This is a genomic window from Pseudoalteromonas luteoviolacea H33-S (assembly GCF_001625695.1).
GTDB classification, from domain to species: Bacteria; Pseudomonadota; Gammaproteobacteria; order Enterobacterales; family Alteromonadaceae; genus Pseudoalteromonas; species Pseudoalteromonas luteoviolacea_B.
This window is the reverse complement of the sequence record NZ_AUXY01000046.1, coordinates 21,308-38,629: the sequence shown is the minus strand read 5'-3', so window position 1 is coordinate 38,629 and position 17,322 is coordinate 21,308. Positions and strand designations below refer to the sequence as shown.

Here is a 17,322-nt window from a genome sequence, read left to right as displayed (position 1 = left end):
ACTTAAGGGCGCAGTGATAAAATCGCGCATCATTTGGCCATTTCATTGCCACCGTTTTACTTTTGAGCTAGAGAGCACACACTTGTCTGAGACAGTAAAGACAACATCAAAAATCAGCCATTTAAAAAGTCATTTGCTCACTAGTTTGTACCACAAATACAGCCAAGAAATTTGTGCTTTTTTAAAAAGTAAGTTTGGCGAGCCACCAGACTCTGAAGATATAGTACAAGCAACATTTGAGCGCTTTTCCCGGCTTGAGCATCAAGAAAAAATCGAAAATCACCGTGCATTTTTGTATAAAATGGCGCAAAACTTGGTGTTAGATTTTAAGCGTTCAGAAAAAACACGACAGCGCTATATTGACGAACAAATCTCTGATCCTGATGTCAGTTTGGATGACAGAGAGCCTTCACTCGTTTTAAATAATAAGCAGAAATTAGCATTGATAGATAGAGCTTTAATGCAGCTTCCAGCGCAGCAGCGACAATTATTCCTGCTCAACAGGGTTCATCAAATGTCTTATGCCGAAATTGCCAGACGGTGCGAGATGTCGCAAACAGAAGTAAAGCGCCAGGTCGCTAAAGCAGTGCTTATTTGCAGTAATGCGTTAAATCACCAGACAAAGGTAAGTGCTAATGACTAAATCCAATGATGTTTTCAGTCGCATTGACACCGATTTAAATACAACATCTTCGAAGCAACTTATCGAACAACAGGCTACCCACTGGTTGCTGATTCAAGATGAACTGGATCTTGAGCAAAAAGTGCAATTTGAACAGTGGCTGATCATAGACCCTGAACATGAGCGTATTTATAGACGCCTAGAGGACGCGCTTTCATTGGTAGAGCAAGTACCGGTGGCACAAAGCTCAGATCCTGAAATGCTGGTTGAGCAATTAAAAAGTTCGTCAAAAGTCACAATGAGTACTGATGAGTCAGCAGCGAATAACCACATATATCGCTGGTTTGCTGTTGCGGCGAGTGTCATGTTGATAGCTATGTTGGGGTGGTTTGGGCAAGAGCCGCAAGGGGCGAGCCCTGTAATAGCACAGCAGATATATCAAACTGAAACAGCGCAAGTTGAAACATACCAGTTAGTCGATGGCAGTGTGGTGACGCTTGGCCCTGATAGCAAGTTGCTGGTGTCTATCTCAAATCAAGTTCGGTCATTGAAGCTACTTTCCGGTGAAGGGTATTTTGATGTTGTTGGCGATAAAGCTCGACCCTTTATTGTCTCTTCCGGTCAAGTGGCTATTACCGTAATAGGCACTGAGTTCAATGTGCGTTTCAACCCGAGCTCGATTCAGGTGGCGGTTGCTGAGGGGCAAGTTGAAGTGGAGCTGCAAGGCAAGCATGCCAAACTTCAAGCAGGAGAGGTTATTTTTGCAGATAACAGCAGAGGGCTGAGTCAAGTAACGCCTATTGACCCGACGTTGATTGATGATTGGCAGCAAGGCCAGTTGATTTATCAAGATGCGCCTCTGGGTCATATTGTCGCTCAGCTAAACCGGTATTACGCTGGCCAGATCATTGTGGTTGGTGACAATGTTGAACAGCTGAGAGTCACAGCTTCATTTTCAACCCAAGATATTCCGTCTGTGATACAAGATCTTGCTGCGATGTTGTCATTAGAATACACGCAATCAGGTGACACATGGCTGCTTACTAAGCCTGCCATGGTTAAAACGAATTAATGTAAGAGTGTAATGCGAAATCTATTTTTATTGTTGAGTGGTCTGCAGTTAAGCACATTAGCAACTGCAAGTGAGCAAAGTATTCGTGTTGATATTGAGCCTCAGCCCCTAGTCCAAGCGTTATTTCATGTGGCTAAGCAAAGTGAGCAATCTATTTTTACTCAGCCCGCTTTACTTAAAGGGTTCCAAACGGCACAAGTCAAAGGCCAATTTACACTTGATGAACTACTCCAAATATTGCTCAAAGATACTGGCCTTAAAGTTAAGCAAGCAAGTTCTGGCTACATTGTTTACCGGCCAAATAAGGCAAATGATGCCAAAGGGAAAAAGCGTAAGTCTGGGTCCAAGCATAATAGTGAGATCGAAAGAATAAGCGTATTAGGTCAAAAAGGGGCAACCACTGAGGCGGTGTGGCTGAAGCACAATTATCAAGTGGGTCTTGTTGATTTAATTGCTGCGGATGATATTGGCGAGCTGCCGGATATTAATGTCGCAGATTCATATCGTCGCATCGTGGGTGTGCACACCATCAATGATTCAGATGAGGGGCAGTTAGTGACTGTTCGGGGTGTGCAATCAGGCATGAATTCCGTCACGTTAGATGGGATGGCGCTTGCTAGTGACCGGCAGCACACTCGGGGCGTCAATTTGGAAACTATTCCGGCCTCTTCTGTGGGTCAGTTGTGGTTGTATAAAACCCCTGATGTGAGCTTTAACGGCAATTCTGTTGGGGCGGTGATGGACCTTAAGAGCTACAGTGCTTTTGATAAACGCTCCCCACACTTCAGGTTTGATGCTGAATTATCTCAGTATAGTTATCAAGATGTGCCCGATGACGACGACAAGTTGGGCTTAAATATACGTAGCCAATACAGCCGTGTTTTTGGACAAGATTCACAGTTCGGTTTGGTTGCATTTGGGATGTATTCAGAAAAATCACGAGACCAAAGTAACCTCAGTAATCAGTATCATGTCAATAAAGAGGGGCAAGCGTTTATTAATCGCTCTCGCCAATCGGCATATTCAAATGTCTGGGTACGTCAGGGCGGTTCAATCAAGCTTGAAGCGGCTCCAACAGAACAAAGCTATGGGTTTTGGCATAGCTATTATTACCAGCAGACAGAAAATGAGCCGCGTAATAGCTTTGCATTTGAGCAAGTGTCCAGAACGCCAGTAAAAGTGAGGCAAGATCAGGCTGAGATTGAACAGGCTGATTTAGTTATGGATACCATCTACAGGGACACTGAACGTAGACAGCTTGGCAGTCATATACATTTTAAAAATGAGCTTAGCTCACGTCAAAACCTCAGCTTTGATATTGCTTACAGTGAGGCGAGTTCAGATAGGCAAGATGAAGAAAGCGTGTGGCAAAGCGCAACCAGTCTAAAAGAATATCACTTGTTGGGGTATCAATATACGGGGTTCGACAGTGATAGGAGCTGGTCAGTAAACGATCCTCGTTTTGCACAGAGCCCTCGTGCCATAAAGCTTGACGAATTTGAATTACAACGCAGAGAAAATAACAACACCATATTAGACTCTCGAGTATTGTATAACTGGCATGCCGACGGTAGCAGGTTGGGTTGGAGTGTTAAGTCTGGACTGCGCTATACACACAGCAAGGTGCGATCTAATAGAGATGTAAACCGATACGATGTTAAAAAAGATATCTCAATCGGCAAGCTTGTTGGTGACAGCAGGTATTCGGTAGATGCTTTTGGGCTTAATTTACCTTGGTTGTCTAATGAATATGTAAGTAATTACTTTTATAAAAATACCAGTGATTTTGAGTTAAACAATAACGCCAGTGAGTTTGCAAGTTTGAGGCATGACTTTAATAGTGTCGATAAAGTCAGTGCTGCACACCTTGAGTTAATTAACCAATCTGATAGGTGGCGCTGGTCTATCGGTACTCGTTACGAATCATGGCAGCAAGAAACGCAAGGGCAAGATATTAATATGAACACCCGCAGCGTCACGCCAAATGACCTTGCTCTGAAGGACTCACAGTGGTTGGGAGTCTTGCGCGGTCGTTATGATATCACTGATAATTGGCGCATATTTGCCAGTGTTGGGCAAAGCGTTGCGAGACCAGATTATTTTGCTAGTAATAACCTAAATTCTGTGAATGGAAGGCGCGACTATACGGTTATCAAAAGAAGCGATCCAAACTTAAAAACCAGCCTTGCAGAGAGTTGGGATGTATCAACTGAGTACTATTGGCGAGATGGCAATCTGGCCTCAATGGCGCTGTTTAAAAAGTATATTGATGACACCGCAGTGGATACGCGCACAGTACTGGGTGAGCAAGATAACCGAGTGATACTTGAGCAAAAGTCTAACTATGGTCAATCTGAAGTCAATGGCGTTGAACTCAGTTTAACACTGCAGGATTGGTCTGCATGGTCAAAGCATCTAAGAGGTTTTGGGCTGGTGGCAAATGCGACGATTTTGTCACATGAGGTGTGCTACGAAATACCCAATCAAGCAGTGTCCTGCTTAGACTATCAATTTGGCCAAGCTGATAAAACGGCGAACGTGATTGCACATTATCGATTTGGTGGCAGCAAAACAGAGATCCGTTTAGGCTACCACTACGCAGGAGAGTACTCACCTTATCAGCCTTTGCCGCTTACTGCTCAAACCCGAGAGGTGTGGCAAGCCTTTTCTCAGTGGGACATGCAACTGCGCTATGACGTTAACAAAAACTGGGTGGTGAAAGCCAAAGTGCGTAATCTCACCAATGAAAAGCGCCGCAGTATGACAGGCGAACATCAACACATGTTGGCCAGTGAAATTGAATTTGGCCGCTCTGTTTGGTTTGGGTTTTCTTACCGAGGATAATAGAGCTTATGAGTTATCAAAGCCCGATAGTTCGGGCTTTTTTAATTTCTAAGTTAATTATTTAATGTGATGATTGGTACACCATAACTTCCCATTGCTGATGCTGTGCACCTATATGATTACTGAGTGTAGGGTTGTTTATGTAAGTCCAAGCAACTTTGCCATCACCAATGTAGATCAGGTCATCTAGGCCACCCCAACCATAATCTGTAAATGATAATGTCTCAGTGAGTTTGTCACCTTGCTCATTAATTTCAACCAAGTGATATGTTTTTGGTATGAGCGCGCGGTCGGAGCCAAGCGGCTGCAAGCTTTGGTTGTCACCAACGCATTGGAACTTGGCATAGCCCAGTAAAAATCGACCATTATGCAGGTTGACCAATTGCGGATCTGAGTATTGGCAATTATCATCGCCCACTAGCCAACGTGTGGAACTGGTTTGATCTTCTCTAGGTGTATTCCTGCTGCCACCAATTGGAATGCCAAATAAGCCAATTCTTGTGGAGCTGGTGCTGTCCATGTGTTTTTCGCCCATTAAGTTTTGTGTCGGAACAAGTGGGTAGTGCTCAATTTTGATTTCATTGTGGCGAAGAGCAGATAAGTAATCTAACTCACAGTTTGAGAATATCCCTTTTTTTAAACAGTTTGTACGGTAAACATCTTCTTTTGGTGTGATATTTAAATGTGCTATGAAGTTTATAAGGTCTGATTCAGCCACTTTCTTTGGGGCTACAGCAACAGACAGGCCGTAATTGTCACGAACAGGCACAAAGTTATGTATACCGCCTCGAGTAAAAGATGCGTTGTTTGCTGGAACAGTAAATAGATATGTGCCAGGACCCCGGTTAGAGTTGGCTTCAGATTTTATGGCGAGCAACCCATGTGCACGCTTTGGAGATTTTTTATGGGGTTTGACAGCTTTTGAGAACTCTTTATCGGTCATATCTGTCGTACAGACTGCGCCAAATTGGTCGTTATTTTGATCATAATAGCCGCGAATGTGCAGCACATGTCCTTTGCCGCAGTTCCACTCCCAGCCACGTTCATTATAGTCGATCTTGAGAGTCGTTCCTTCGCGCTGTAACACGATAAGCTGCGCTGACTTATGTTTGGTACCATTAATATGGTTATACACCGCAGCTACATTGGCGATGGCATAACTTTGGTCTTTTTCTGAATAGTTTAATGACACGTTTCCTAGGTGTTGAGACTTCATTTTCGTCGCTACATAGGCATCGTATTCGTGGCTAAGAGGCTCGTTGTGCCATTCAAGCAGCCAGGCCTCGGTGTTTTCATTTTTTGCCATCGCTTCGACACACTTGAGAAATTGTGCTTTTTGTTCATTATTTGGCAAAGCGTTAAGTAAGTACTGCCATCTATCTTGTTGTTTAAACGCATTGCCTTGTACGACAGTAGAGAAGGATTTGAGCTTTTTTCGATTTGCCCCAAATTGATTAACCAAGGTGTCGATATAAGGTGTAACAGACAGCGTATTATATGGGTTATTGTCCAAACACTGAGAAACATAATAGCGGTTGCTGGCTATCAGTGAGGGCAGTGTCATGGGGGATTTTCGTGATTTTCGAATACTTAAATCATGCATTGCTCTGTCAATGGTGGCGTGATTATCGGCGTGTTTATTGACAAAATTTCCTTTTGTTTGAGCTGGTAAATCAATCACATGCCCATCCCGCTCAGATGCACCATGCGGCTTTTCACACACCACGGCAACGCGCTTACAGTCCTTACTCACGCTAATGCCATGGCTTGCAATGCACTCATTGAGTACACGTTGGTTTTCTGTGTTTTCAAAGATGCCGCTTTGTGGATTAAACTTGAGCTCGTAAACAGCACCAAACCTTGACGAATGTGTATCACCGCTGATTGATTGAACGGTCGTAGATACAAACATACTGGGCGAATCTGTATGGGTATTGCAGCTGGCGATATAGTTGCGGTGGGGGATTTGTACTTGCTGCTGTTTTATCTCTTGCGCGGTTCGGCCAATATAGTGGGCAACGGCAGGTCTCTCTTTGGCGTTGAACATATTATCTGGCAGTGAAACCATCGCACTACTCACTGTACCAGTAGCGTCGTTTGTCGTTGCGTGGCAGGCCAGTGAGGTGAAAAGTGCAGTGACTAATAAGGATGACTTAAACTCTGTTCTAAACATCAGACATTCCCTCTTTATAATTAAAACTCATTGCTTGGATACCTGTTTTGATGCGTGTAAAACAGGCGATGACAGCCTGAGTATACTGACGAGTAAGAAGGAAAAAATGGCTCGCAGTGATGTTGCATACAATCTGCATAATTGACGCAGATTTCTGCATATTGTGCAGGTTTTTTAGTGATTTTATATGAGGTTATTTGGTTATGTTTGGAAGAACAGATGTGCGTTTGGCTGAGTATAGAAATAAAAAAGCCCCGCATGAGCAGGGCTAAATAGTGATTATTTAACTCGTATTAATCTTTGGACTCGATAAAACTAATTTCTCCAAGATAGTTTTGCAGCATCATTGATATGTCTTCTGAATAGATAAAGGTGCTTTTTTCTCGCCTTTCAATGATGATATCCGACTGCAACAAACCGAGTTTAGACAAATCAATACGATCATGTTTACCAAAGTCTTCTATGACATCATTGCCAAGACTCATCACGAATATATCGCGGCCAGAGCCACCAATGAGAATATCATTGTTTGCGCCACCATTGAGTGTATCAGCGCCTTTGTCACCGACTAATATGTCTTGACCATCATGGCCGAATAGCTTGTCTGAGCCTTGGCCGCCGGCGATGAAGTTTTCTAAGTGGTTACCATGAAGTTCATCCACATATGGAGTTCCCATTAGGTTCTCTACTCGGTCAGAAATTTGTGATAGTTTGACTGTCTGTCCGGCAGCTAAAGACTCCAGAGTTATTGTATCTATGCCTGTACTTCCGTAATAAAAGTCATTTCCTAAGCTGGCGATAAAGAGGTCGTTCCCCATACCACCATATAAGTTGTCATCACTTTGCCCACCACGGATCACATCGTCGCCTTTACCACCTTTGAGGGTATTATTAAGTGCTCCTCCAATAAGGACATCATCTCCTGAACCTGATAAGAAAGTAACGAGTCCACCTTGCCCAGTAAATACTTGATTTATAGTAATATTACTTGAATCAACAGTGAAGTGTTCGGGTATTAAGTTTACGTCTTTAGTTTCAATAGTTTGATCATGATTTAAAGTTGGTAAAACTTGTCGCCAATGCAGGCTCTCAATGTTACTTATTTCCATCACTTGTAGCGCATCAGATTTGACTTTTATCTGGCCATTTTGCAGTTGGTTAGCTTGAGTTGTACGGATTAATTGACTAATTTTTATCTCAAGGGCATCTTCACCGAGGCCGCCATTGACGATTTCAATTTTGTCACCTCGTGTGGCGTCGAGTCGCAGAATATCGTTTCCATCACCACCGTCTAAGGTATCTAGACCGTTACCTGCTTCAATCAAGTCGTTACCAAACCCCCCCTCTAATACATCATTTTTATTGGTACCAACTAAAAGGTCGTCCTCAGTGCCACCAAATCCGTTTTTGACCCAAATGAGTTTATCCTTGCCACTGCCACCATAAGCTTTATTCACACGGCTTATAAAATCGCCTCCTTCACCACCAAACCCTGCTATTTCACCATAAATTGATTTACCGATGATGATGTCATCGCCCTTTTCTCCATACATACCACCACTGTTGAAGTTAGTGATAAGGTCATCACCATCTCCTGCAAAGGTATTACCTTTCGCATTGGATGCCATATACAAAAAGTCATCACCGCCACCACTTCTTACATTACGAAACTTGATATACGCGTCTGAAGAGTCAGTCGGCATATTAATACTGTGCTTAGAACCCGCAATATACACAAGGTGATAATACTTGTTTGGACTATCATAATGGTGCATATGGTCTTTAGATGAGTCATATGTATGCTGTTGTAATTGCGCTGTATCGCCATACTGTTGGTAATACTCTGGTCGTTTTTGTTTTTTGGTTTGTTGAGGTTGTGAGCTTGAAGAGTTGTTACAGTAGCCCGTATAGTTGCATGTCAGGCCAACTCCTACATCTTCATGCATATCAATATATTCCTTTGCGAAACCAATAGGGTCATTTGTGAGCTTATAACTTAACTCTGAAAATGAGTAAGCAGTCCCTAAAATAGCTTGATTGGGCACATCGATTAACTCGTCTACCCATTCATACTTACCCATATCTACATCTTGACCAAAAAATGCTTTACTCGGTGCTTGGGTTGCAAACTGCTTATTTGGAAAATAAGCAGCTGCATTGTCTTGGCCTGCGACTCGCAGGACGCCACCGATCACACGACCGGCGTAGTCTAATGCATAATATGTCAGATAAGTGCCCGGCGTGGATACAATAAAACTGCCTTTAAGCGCTGGGAAGAATGTACCCATATATCCTTGCATTGTTGTGAGAGCATACATAGTGCCTGAGAAAATATAAGAATTGTCATCGCTGATGTTTTCAGTTTGCATAGACTGGGAAACTGGTAATAAGTGCAATTGTTCTGGGAGCTCAATGTCATAAAAGTGCTGAAATTGTTGCTCTACTTCACTGAGTGTATCAAGCTCAGCGGTGTCATCAATATGTGTATTTGCCAAACTTTGTTGAGTTGATAAGCTCAATAGCAATGCTAAACGGATTTTGCTTAACTTCATAATTTTTTCCTGTGTGAATGAAGAGTTTACCCATAAGACGGCTAAGTCTCTTCGTTCGTCCAAGTTTTTGGTTTACTCAGATAGCAATGTGATGTTCACTCTAATTATGAGTATGAATTTAATCGTTTTCTCTTAATTTATAGGACTCATTTATAAAGCTTTCACTCAAGTTTATGACATGGTTCATTAGAGATTTTTTCTCATATTTAGCCGTGTTTGTTGAGTGCGATTGTATAGAGGGATGGGAACGATAGGGGATTATGGCACCTACAGCACGATCTGAACCCAGCGGGTAGTGTTGGAATTGAGCGTATTTCCTCATCGATTGATATGCATGCGTAGGAGATTGCGCAAAGCACGGTATAAACAGGCAGATGAAAGTACAGAAGTGTGTGACATAACTGCACGTCAAAAACATAATAAGTTCCATTCTTATCATTTATTTATACTGTGACGTGCAAGTCAATGTAATCGTCCAAGCCTTTTGAACTTAACGAATACTTTACTGCGAGGCTTCATCTCGCACTTTACTGGGAGTCTTATTAAAAAAGCGCTTAAACGCCTGCCTAAAGTACTCTAGATTATCAAAACCAACTGACTCAGCTATTTGCGAGACGCTTTGTGGAGTATTGAGCAGCAGCCACCGCGCCTGTTTCATTTTTAATTGATGTAAATACTGCGAGGCAGAGCATTGAAATTGCTTCTCCATTTTTCTATCAAGCTGTCGGCGGCTTATCCCTGTGCGATTGGCAATGTCTTCGATAGTTTGTCTGTGCGCAATAGACTCAAAGATATGGATCAGAGCTTTGTTTAATATAGGGTCGTTGACATTGGGGATATCGGCAAAATTGGGCTCTAACTGATTGAGTCTGGGTTGCTCAATGATCATGTCAGCCAGCCCTTTGTTGGCCTGTGGTTTGCCAAGGTACGTAGAGATCAACTCTATCGCGAGCTCAACGGTAGCAGTGCCCCCAACACAGGTTGTGATCCTATTTTGCGTTTCGAATAGCAAATCTTTGGCGAGATTGAGACGAGGGAACATGGCTAAAAACTGCTGGTGATGTCGCCAATGTACCGTCACTTTCTGATCGCTTAACATCCCTGACTGCGCGAATGAAAACACCGCGTTGTCAATTGATACCAAGTGCGCGCCTAAAGCATATGCTTTTTTTATTAACGGTTTTAGTGTTTGTGCTTTATCAATCGCAGATGAAATATTTCTCCCACCAAAAACAACAATGAAATCAGATTGATAGAAGGGGGTTAAATTATCTTCGTTAGATAAGCTCGTGACTTTATGCATGCTGCCACAGCTAGAGGCAACGAGATCTTTATCTAAAGCGTAGGATGTCCAACTGCAATATTTTTGAGAGCTAAAATCGGCTTCATCAGAGGAAAAACGCAACTTATCTAAAAAGCTAGCATAAGGCAGCAAAGAAAACTCCGGTAGGAGTAATAATGAAAAATGAGGTCTTTTTTTCACACGACATGACCAGAAATCATTAAAAAAAGTCCAGATAACATAGCACTTTTTTCCTCCCTTCTCCATAAAATGTCCCTCGATTAGGGAGGTTTTTATGGTTCTAAGTGATTGGTTTATTTTGGTATTAGCATGCAGTGCTATGTCTTTTAGCCCAGGTCCAAATGCCATGTTAGCCCTGACTACCTCAATAAAGTCAGGGCACAGTAAGGGGCTGCAATTAGTTTTAGGCGGTGCGCTTGGCTTCGCTGTATTGATTTTATGTGCATTGTTTGGACTGAACTCTATGGTTGTGGCATCCGAGCAATTAATAGACTGGTTTAAGGTCATAGGTAGCGGCTATTTGTTGTATTTAGCAACGAGTACTTGGATAAATAGCTCAAAAGGTTTGGTTGAAGCTAGCAGTGAAGTGCACTCAGGTTATTTTTTCAAAGGTTTTTTGTTGGCGTTATCTAACCCCAAAATAATTTTGTTCTGGATTGCGTTTATTCCAACGATTGTTGATGTCAGCACGATAGATTTTTCGTTTGTTTTAATTTTACTACTTACTTTTTTAGCGATTGAAGTCTTTGCTGAGGGTGGGCTGGTTCTACTTGGGGCGAAGGCACAAAAAATACTGCAAAAGCATGTCACTCGTATTGAGAGGGTAAGTGCCATTATTTTAGCTGGGTTTGCAGTTCTAATTTTATCTGCCAGCCAGTAGCAGATGTTTTACATAACCATTTATATAAATATATTAATAATTAATGACAAAGAGGCGTAGAAGGAGCTTTTATGAACTTTGATAGACAACTTATCTCAGGACAACAAGGTTTATTAGAAAAGGGCATACTCGAATTAAGTCGGCAAGACGCTGAACTTGCAAGGTTGCTAGATGATGAGGTTGTCAGGCAGCACAATACATTATCTTTGGTGGCATCTTGTTGCACTGTAGATCCCAGAACGCTGGCCGCATCAGCATCTGCTTTGGTGAATGTGACTGCTGAAGGCGGACCGGGTAAACGTTATCATGCTGGGTGTTTAAATGTTGATAAAGTTGAGTCATTGGCCATTGAACGTGCAAAGTCACTGTTTGGAGCGCAATATGCGAATGTTCAATCACACTCAGCATCTAATGCAAATTACCAAGTGTTTTCAGCATTGCTTAAGCCTGGTGATACTTTTTTAGGGATGTCTCTAGATCATGGTGGACATTTAACGCATGGCAGCCCAGTAACTGTCTCTGGCACTTTTTATAAAGCAATTGGCTATGGGACGACAGAGGAGGGGTTGATAGATTACGAGGAAGTTCGCCGACTTGCACATGAGCATCACCCAAAACTGATTGTTTGTGGCGCAACAGCCTATTCAAGGGTGGTTGATTTTGCTCGTTTCAGAGAGATAGCGGATGAGGTTGGTGCCATTTTAATGGCGGATATTTCTCATATTGCGGGGTTAGTAGCCACTGGGTTACATCCAAGCCCTGTTGATCATGCCCATGTAACGACAACTTGTACGCACAAACAGCTGGCAGGCCCTAGAGGTGGGTTAATATTGTCTGGTCGAGATGCAAATGACATCGTACCCGGCTTCAACTTGCCTTTTTCTCGTATTCTAGATCGCGCTGTGTTTCCTATGATGCAAGGCGCCCCCGCGGTGAATATTATTGCTGCAAAAGCCGCTGCATTTGGTTACGCACAAAAGCCTGAATTTAAACAATATATCTCTCGGATCCGCCATGCTGCTGATACCATTGTAGATGCGTTTAATGCTCATGGGTATGAAGTGATTGGCGGTCAAACGAATAATCATACAGTACTAATCAAGCTCAGAGGAGAGCTCACAGGTACAATCGCTGAAGAGGCCTTGGAAGAGTGTGGGATCACGGTGAATAAAAACAGGATCCCAGGTGAAACCCGTTCTTCATTTGTTACCAGTGGACTGAGAATTGGCACCGGTGCACTTGCGCAGCGACATATGGATGAAATTGGCTGTAAAAAGGTAGTCGAGTTGGTGTGCCGTATTTTAGATGTCGTGCAAATTCTCAGCGAAAAGGAGTACCGCTTGAATCCAGAACTCAGAGATGGGTTTATCAATGAAGTACAAAGTGTGTGTCGTGACTACCCTATTTTAAGTTATACCCAGTAGCTACATAAAAGACCAAGCGCTCTGATATGACAGAGCGCTTTATAAATTCTTACAGATTGACCAATTTAGTGTTCATTTGGCAGCGCTACCTACATCTAATTTATCAAACCATTCCAAAAACTCTTGTACTTGCTCGCCTTTGTAAAGCTTGCCATGATTGGGTGCAAGTATATCAATATCAAGCTCTTTAACTCTGGCAATCCAGTTTGCTTTAGCTTGGTTAGACGGCATCCAGCGTTTGTGAAATTGTTCAATATGTTTCACATGAAGTGAAAAATCTTCCACGAATTTAGTATCACTCGGAGCTTTGATTGCTGAGCCAACATTAGCACTCATTAAAACTTTAGCTGTGGGATCATATAGGTGAAAATTGCCAGCAGCGTGCAAGTAGTGTGCGGGAAGTATGCGTAAGCGCACACCGCCCAATTGAATTTCCCCACCTTCATCACTGACGCCTTCAAAATGAAGATTGTCTAAATCAAAGTGGCCGATAAAACGATCCCATAAAGAGGGCGCGTATAACGTGGCGTTTGCGATGGCTTTATCCCATAAACTTAAGGTTGCGATAATGTCAGGATCTTGATGGGATGCAAACAAGGTTGTCAATTTATCGAGTTCAGTATGCTGTAAGACAGCTGCTAACATTGGAGAGAATAGCTCAATCCCACCAGGGTCCATTAACAGCGATTCATAGTCACTGTGAATGAAGTATTGGTTAACCGCGCTGTGTGTGTCGTTTTTTGAGCCACTGCATTCAAGCATCATCCAACTGTGTGTTTTTCCTTTGTATAATTCCGCTAGCTTCACTTTAAAACTCCCCTTAGAGTATGGATTTCACTTAAGTTGTAAACAACAGCGGTTTTGATCGTTTTAGCTGCACTTGCAATAAAATCAGATACAGATTGCAAACTGTCACTAAAGTCCCCTGCATTGGTGGCTTCAACTCTACTGGTTACGGCAATATATTCGGCGCTTTGCATTTGTTTTTGAATGTCTTCAAAGTGATTTTCAAGTTCGCTCAGAGCCAGAGATAGTTGTGACGCCGCGCGTCGCTGTGATTTAAGCGCTTCTTGATACATGGCATCTGCTTGCTTTGAGTTTAAATGTGTTTTGAGTAGTGTCATTTGATGAAAATATTGACTACAGCGTACTAATTTATGTGCGACTTTAAACAGCTGATTAGATAAGTCCGCAATTTTAGTCGTAGAAGCAATGGTCTGTTCTGAGAACTCATCGATAAAGTTTGTAATGGGTTTGAAACCAAGCGCTGCATCCCCTGCTCTCAGTGCTACGACTCGTGCATTTTTAGCGGTCAGAGAAAGGTTTTTCGCTTGGGTTAAAATGGACTCCAAGTTCGCGATTATTTGCGCTACGCGCACAAAGTTTTCAACCACTTTTACATCGTCGCTTATGCTTATCATTGCTTGATCTCAATAACCTTGCCCTTAATAGATTTAGGACAAAAGTGGGTTAAATTCCAGAAATATAAATAATCAATTAATTGCAGTGACTGTTAAAGTTGACCATCAGAGTCTACGCTTAATCAATACTAAGGATATTTTTATAACTTCTTTGATTTTGCGCGAATGCATATGAATCGACTCACACAAAAACTATTACTCAGTATCTTTTTCCTGCTCGTTGGCCTCTCATTCGGTGTTCAGATAAGTCAGTTTATAGAAAATTGGATTTTTACTGAGGTAGGTCAGTATGGTAACGAATCTCTAATTGAACTTTTTAACTACTTTTCTCTTGGCATCATTGGCTTTGTGATGGCCATTGTTTTAGGCGGAGGCGTGATTTATTTCGCGCGAAAAAAGCAGCAAGAAATTGGTTTTGGAGAACATGGCGAGCTGTATTATGAGGTGTTTAGAGAGTGTCTCACTGCACAGTTTTTGGTTTGTGAAAATGGCACTTTGTATGCTGTTAGCCAAGGGCTGTGCAAACAGCTTCGTACTTCGGAAGACACATTGGTTGAGTTAGGGTTAAAAGGACTCATTGATGAGTCTAGCTTTGAACAATTTACACGTTGGCAAAAAGAAGGGGAAGACTTTGCTCAATTGACCTTTAGACCTCTAAATGCAACACAGGGTCAAGATGAATTCATCGTTTCAATCAATCATACCCATTTACAAGGGGTGTTTCTTGGCCAATTGGTTGATGTTGCCAAGCAAACTGAGTTACAAAAACAGCATGAATTACTGGCGATCACGTTAAGTTCTGTCGGCGATGGGGTTATTTGCACAGATATAGACAACAAGATTACCTTCATGAATCCTGTTGCTGAAGCCGTTTTGGCCCTGTTGAGTGATGAAGTCAAAGGGAAAGCATTTCAAGAAGTCATGCCACTATTTCATGAAGACAGTAAAGAGCCCATTAATGACCCAATGCAGCAATCTATGCAAGAGCTTCAAACTGTTTGCTTGAGTGAACTGATTTGCTTTAGAAATCATCTTAGCCTCGACTTTGCGATAGAGGTTTGTTGCTCACCGATTTTCATTCGCGGCGATAAAATTGCTGGCGCTGTGTTGGTGTTCCAAGATGTCACGGAATCGCGCCTAATGCGAAAAAGGATGAATCACTTGGCCCATCATGATGCATTAACTGGTTTGCCAAATAGGTTACTTTTGCAAGACAGGTTGGTTCAGTCATGTAAAAGAGCTAAGCGTCACAAGCATCAGTTTGCGCTGATATTTTTAGATTTAAACAAATTCAAAGCAATTAATGACTCCCTTGGTCATGACAGTGGCGACGAGTTACTGAAGCAGGTTGCCAAGCGTCTAACCGCGAGTATCAGAGCATGTGATACGGTTTCACGTATTGGTGGCGATGAGTTTGTACTACTAATTGATAGCATGGATGACAGAAAGCATGTTCGGCATGTGGTGGAAAAAATATTTCACGCTTCAAGTGGTGATTATGATCTGAGAGCTACACAAGTGAATGTGTCATTCAGTGCGGGCGTCGCCTTGTACCCTGAAGATGGTGAAAACGCCGACATATTAATGAAAAGTGCAGATACAGCTATGTATAGAGCTAAAAAAGTGGGGCATTCTAATTACCAATTCTATTGCGCCGAGCTCGATAAAGAAGCTGAGCTATATCTTGAGAAAGAAACTGCCATGATAAAGGCACTTAGAGAAAAAGCGTTTTTACCTTATTTTCAGCCCATTTTGAATGCGCAGACGCTGGTTGTTGAAAAGATAGAAGTGCTCGCACGCTGGCAACATCAAGATGAACTTATCGCGGCTGAACAATTTGTTGATGTAGCCGAGAGTGCGGGGATAAATGGTCATTTAAGTATGTATGTCTTTGAGTTGGCTATGCCACATTTTGTAGAGTGGTTAAAAGACTATCCTCATTTGCAATTGTGTTTAAACCTATCGATAAAGCATTTGTTAAATGGCATGTTTACTGAGCAGCTGATGGCACTGTTGGACACATATCAGTTAAGTCCAAAGCAGTTTGAATTAGAAATCGCAGAACGTCCATTACTAGAGCGCGCGGATGAACTTAAGTCAACGCTCAATGCGTTAAGCAGCTTGGGCTTTAGTTTGGCTATCGACGATTTTGGTCTTGGCCACACCAATCCTTCTTTGCTCAAAGAATTGCATTTTGATTCGATAAAAATAGATCCTAGCTTTATTAATGAAATCGGTGGTGCCGAGCATCAAGATGATCTGGCTTTAGTGATGATTAATATTGCTAAAAGTCTTGGTGTTAACTGTATTGCAGAAGGCGTGGAATGTGACGTACAGGCAACGACACTTGCTTCCCATGGTTGCGATCAACTACAGGGGCATTTATTTTCTGTGCCAGTACCCAGTGAACAAGTGGGGGAGTTGCTAGGTAAATCCTTTACGATTAAATAGGCGAGTTACAGCATTATTTAGTCTTCGAACTCGATGCATTCAAAATACATAGTATCGTTAATATTCATTTTCTCTAGACATTGATGGTGCTAATTTACATTATCGGCAGAGTTGAGCTTTTTAGTTAAGTTGCTTTTATTGTAATTATTGCAACTCTTATTTTTTAGTCGGTTAATTATACCTGCCGCAACTTCGCGCCATATTGGCCAATATTTAAAGTATTACGAAAACAAATTTGAGCGTAAATGTACATACTTGAAACGCTATTTTTATGCAGAAAAATCAATAAAAATCGATTGCTATTGATATGTCCAAAAGCCTTATTTTTACTGGGGCTGCGGCGGTGTCTCTAATTGTTCACAATGCTTATGTGATTATGTCATTAAGCATTCATAAATATGTTTAAAAATTAGTTGACTTAGAGGGGCATCCCTATAAGATGAACATAGACAGAATTTCGGTCAGTGTTTATAAATCTCCATTACGTTGTTGTATAAGTGTTAGCTTGTAGTAGTACCGTCCTGAAGTTTTATCACCGGCAAAATTTAGGTCTATGCGCCCACAAGGGCATAGGTTTGCC

Annotated in this window: 11 protein-coding genes; 6 read left to right on the top strand and 5 right to left on the bottom strand. The window is 42.1% G+C overall.

The annotated features are described in order from the left end of the window. Positions 1-82 precede the first annotated feature (82 nt). Genes N477_RS03325 through N477_RS03315 form a run of 3 tightly spaced genes read left to right on the top strand, consistent with a single transcriptional unit; the run spans position 83 to position 4,538 of the window. Entirely contained in the window at positions 83-643 is a 561-nt protein-coding gene (locus N477_RS03325; protein WP_196760570.1) for an RNA polymerase sigma factor, read from the top strand. Further along, the gene (locus N477_RS03320) at positions 636-1,694 is read left to right on the top strand and encodes a FecR family protein (protein WP_063364297.1); all 1,059 of its coding nucleotides are present in this window, start codon (positions 636-638) and stop codon (positions 1,692-1,694) included. Before N477_RS03325 ends, N477_RS03320 begins: the two co-directional genes overlap by 8 nt. Before the next feature lie 12 nt (positions 1,695-1,706). Next, positions 1,707-4,538 carry a TonB-dependent receptor gene (locus N477_RS03315; protein WP_063364296.1) on the top strand — a complete coding sequence of 944 codons (2,832 nt, stop codon included), beginning with the start codon at positions 1,707-1,709 and terminating at the stop codon, positions 4,536-4,538. Positions 4,539-4,599: 61 nt separating this feature from the next. Here N477_RS03315 and N477_RS03310 read toward each other — a convergent pair whose 3' ends face one another. The 3 genes from N477_RS03310 to N477_RS03300 form a co-directional block, all read right to left on the bottom strand. Next, on the bottom strand, positions 4,600-6,711 hold the full coding sequence (locus N477_RS03310) for a hypothetical protein (RefSeq protein WP_063364295.1): 2,112 nt from the start codon (positions 6,709-6,711) through the stop codon (positions 4,600-4,602). Between the two features lie 293 nt (positions 6,712-7,004). Further along, a complete protein-coding gene (locus tag N477_RS03305; protein ID WP_063364294.1) occupies positions 7,005-9,263 on the bottom strand; it encodes a calcium-binding protein in 2,259 nt (752 codons plus the stop codon). Positions 9,264-9,765: 502 nt separating this feature from the next. Next, positions 9,766-10,746 carry a GlxA family transcriptional regulator gene (locus N477_RS03300; protein ID WP_063364452.1) on the bottom strand — a complete coding sequence of 327 codons (981 nt, stop codon included), beginning with the start codon at positions 10,744-10,746 and terminating at the stop codon, positions 9,766-9,768. A 94-nt stretch (positions 10,747-10,840) separates the two neighbouring features. Here N477_RS03300 and N477_RS03295 point away from each other — a divergent pair, with 94 nt between their 5' ends. After that, complete coding sequence (locus tag N477_RS03295) at positions 10,841-11,446, top strand: LysE family translocator (RefSeq protein ID WP_063364293.1); 606 nt, start codon at positions 10,841-10,843, stop codon at positions 11,444-11,446. A gap of 71 nt (positions 11,447-11,517) precedes the next feature. Beyond that, complete coding sequence (glyA, locus tag N477_RS03290; RefSeq protein ID WP_063364292.1) at positions 11,518-12,870, top strand: serine hydroxymethyltransferase; 1,353 nt, start codon at positions 11,518-11,520, stop codon at positions 12,868-12,870. A gap of 72 nt (positions 12,871-12,942) precedes the next feature. Here the strand turns inward: glyA and N477_RS03285 are convergent, their stop codons facing one another. Beyond that, positions 12,943-13,677, bottom strand: coding sequence for an MBL fold metallo-hydrolase (locus tag N477_RS03285; RefSeq protein ID WP_063364291.1), 735 nt, complete (start codon positions 13,675-13,677; stop codon positions 12,943-12,945). Beyond that, positions 13,674-14,291, bottom strand: a complete 618-nt coding sequence (locus tag N477_RS03280; RefSeq protein WP_063364290.1) for a hypothetical protein — start codon at positions 14,289-14,291, stop codon at positions 13,674-13,676. The genes N477_RS03285 and N477_RS03280 overlap by 4 nt, the downstream gene beginning before the upstream one ends. 171 nt (positions 14,292-14,462) lie before the next feature. On the opposite strand from N477_RS03280, the gene N477_RS03275 reads away from it, so the two are divergent. Continuing rightward, the gene (locus N477_RS03275) at positions 14,463-16,742 is read left to right on the top strand and encodes an EAL domain-containing protein (RefSeq protein ID WP_196760569.1); all 2,280 of its coding nucleotides are present in this window, start codon (positions 14,463-14,465) and stop codon (positions 16,740-16,742) included. Positions 16,743-17,322 lie beyond the last annotated feature (580 nt).

What these genes read in the sequence shown, in the direction of transcription:
- N477_RS03320 (WP_063364297.1), top strand. Translation starts at nt 636, where the DNA reads ATGACTAAATCCAATGATGTTTTCAGTCGCATTGACACCGATTTAAAT.
- N477_RS03315 (WP_063364296.1), top strand. Translation starts at nt 1,707, where the DNA reads ATGCGAAATCTATTTTTATTGTTGAGTGGTCTGCAGTTAAGCACATTA.
- N477_RS03310 (WP_063364295.1), bottom strand. Translation starts at nt 6,711, where the DNA reads ATGTTTAGAACAGAGTTTAAGTCATCCTTATTAGTCACTGCACTTTTC.
- N477_RS03305 (WP_063364294.1), bottom strand. Translation starts at nt 9,263, where the DNA reads ATGAAGTTAAGCAAAATCCGTTTAGCATTGCTATTGAGCTTATCAACT.
- N477_RS03295 (WP_063364293.1), top strand. Translation starts at nt 10,841, where the DNA reads ATGGTTCTAAGTGATTGGTTTATTTTGGTATTAGCATGCAGTGCTATG.
- glyA (WP_063364292.1), top strand. Translation starts at nt 11,518, where the DNA reads ATGAACTTTGATAGACAACTTATCTCAGGACAACAAGGTTTATTAGAA.
- N477_RS03280 (WP_063364290.1), bottom strand. Translation starts at nt 14,291, where the DNA reads ATGATAAGCATAAGCGACGATGTAAAAGTGGTTGAAAACTTTGTGCGC.
- N477_RS03275 (WP_196760569.1), top strand. Translation starts at nt 14,463, where the DNA reads ATGAATCGACTCACACAAAAACTATTACTCAGTATCTTTTTCCTGCTC.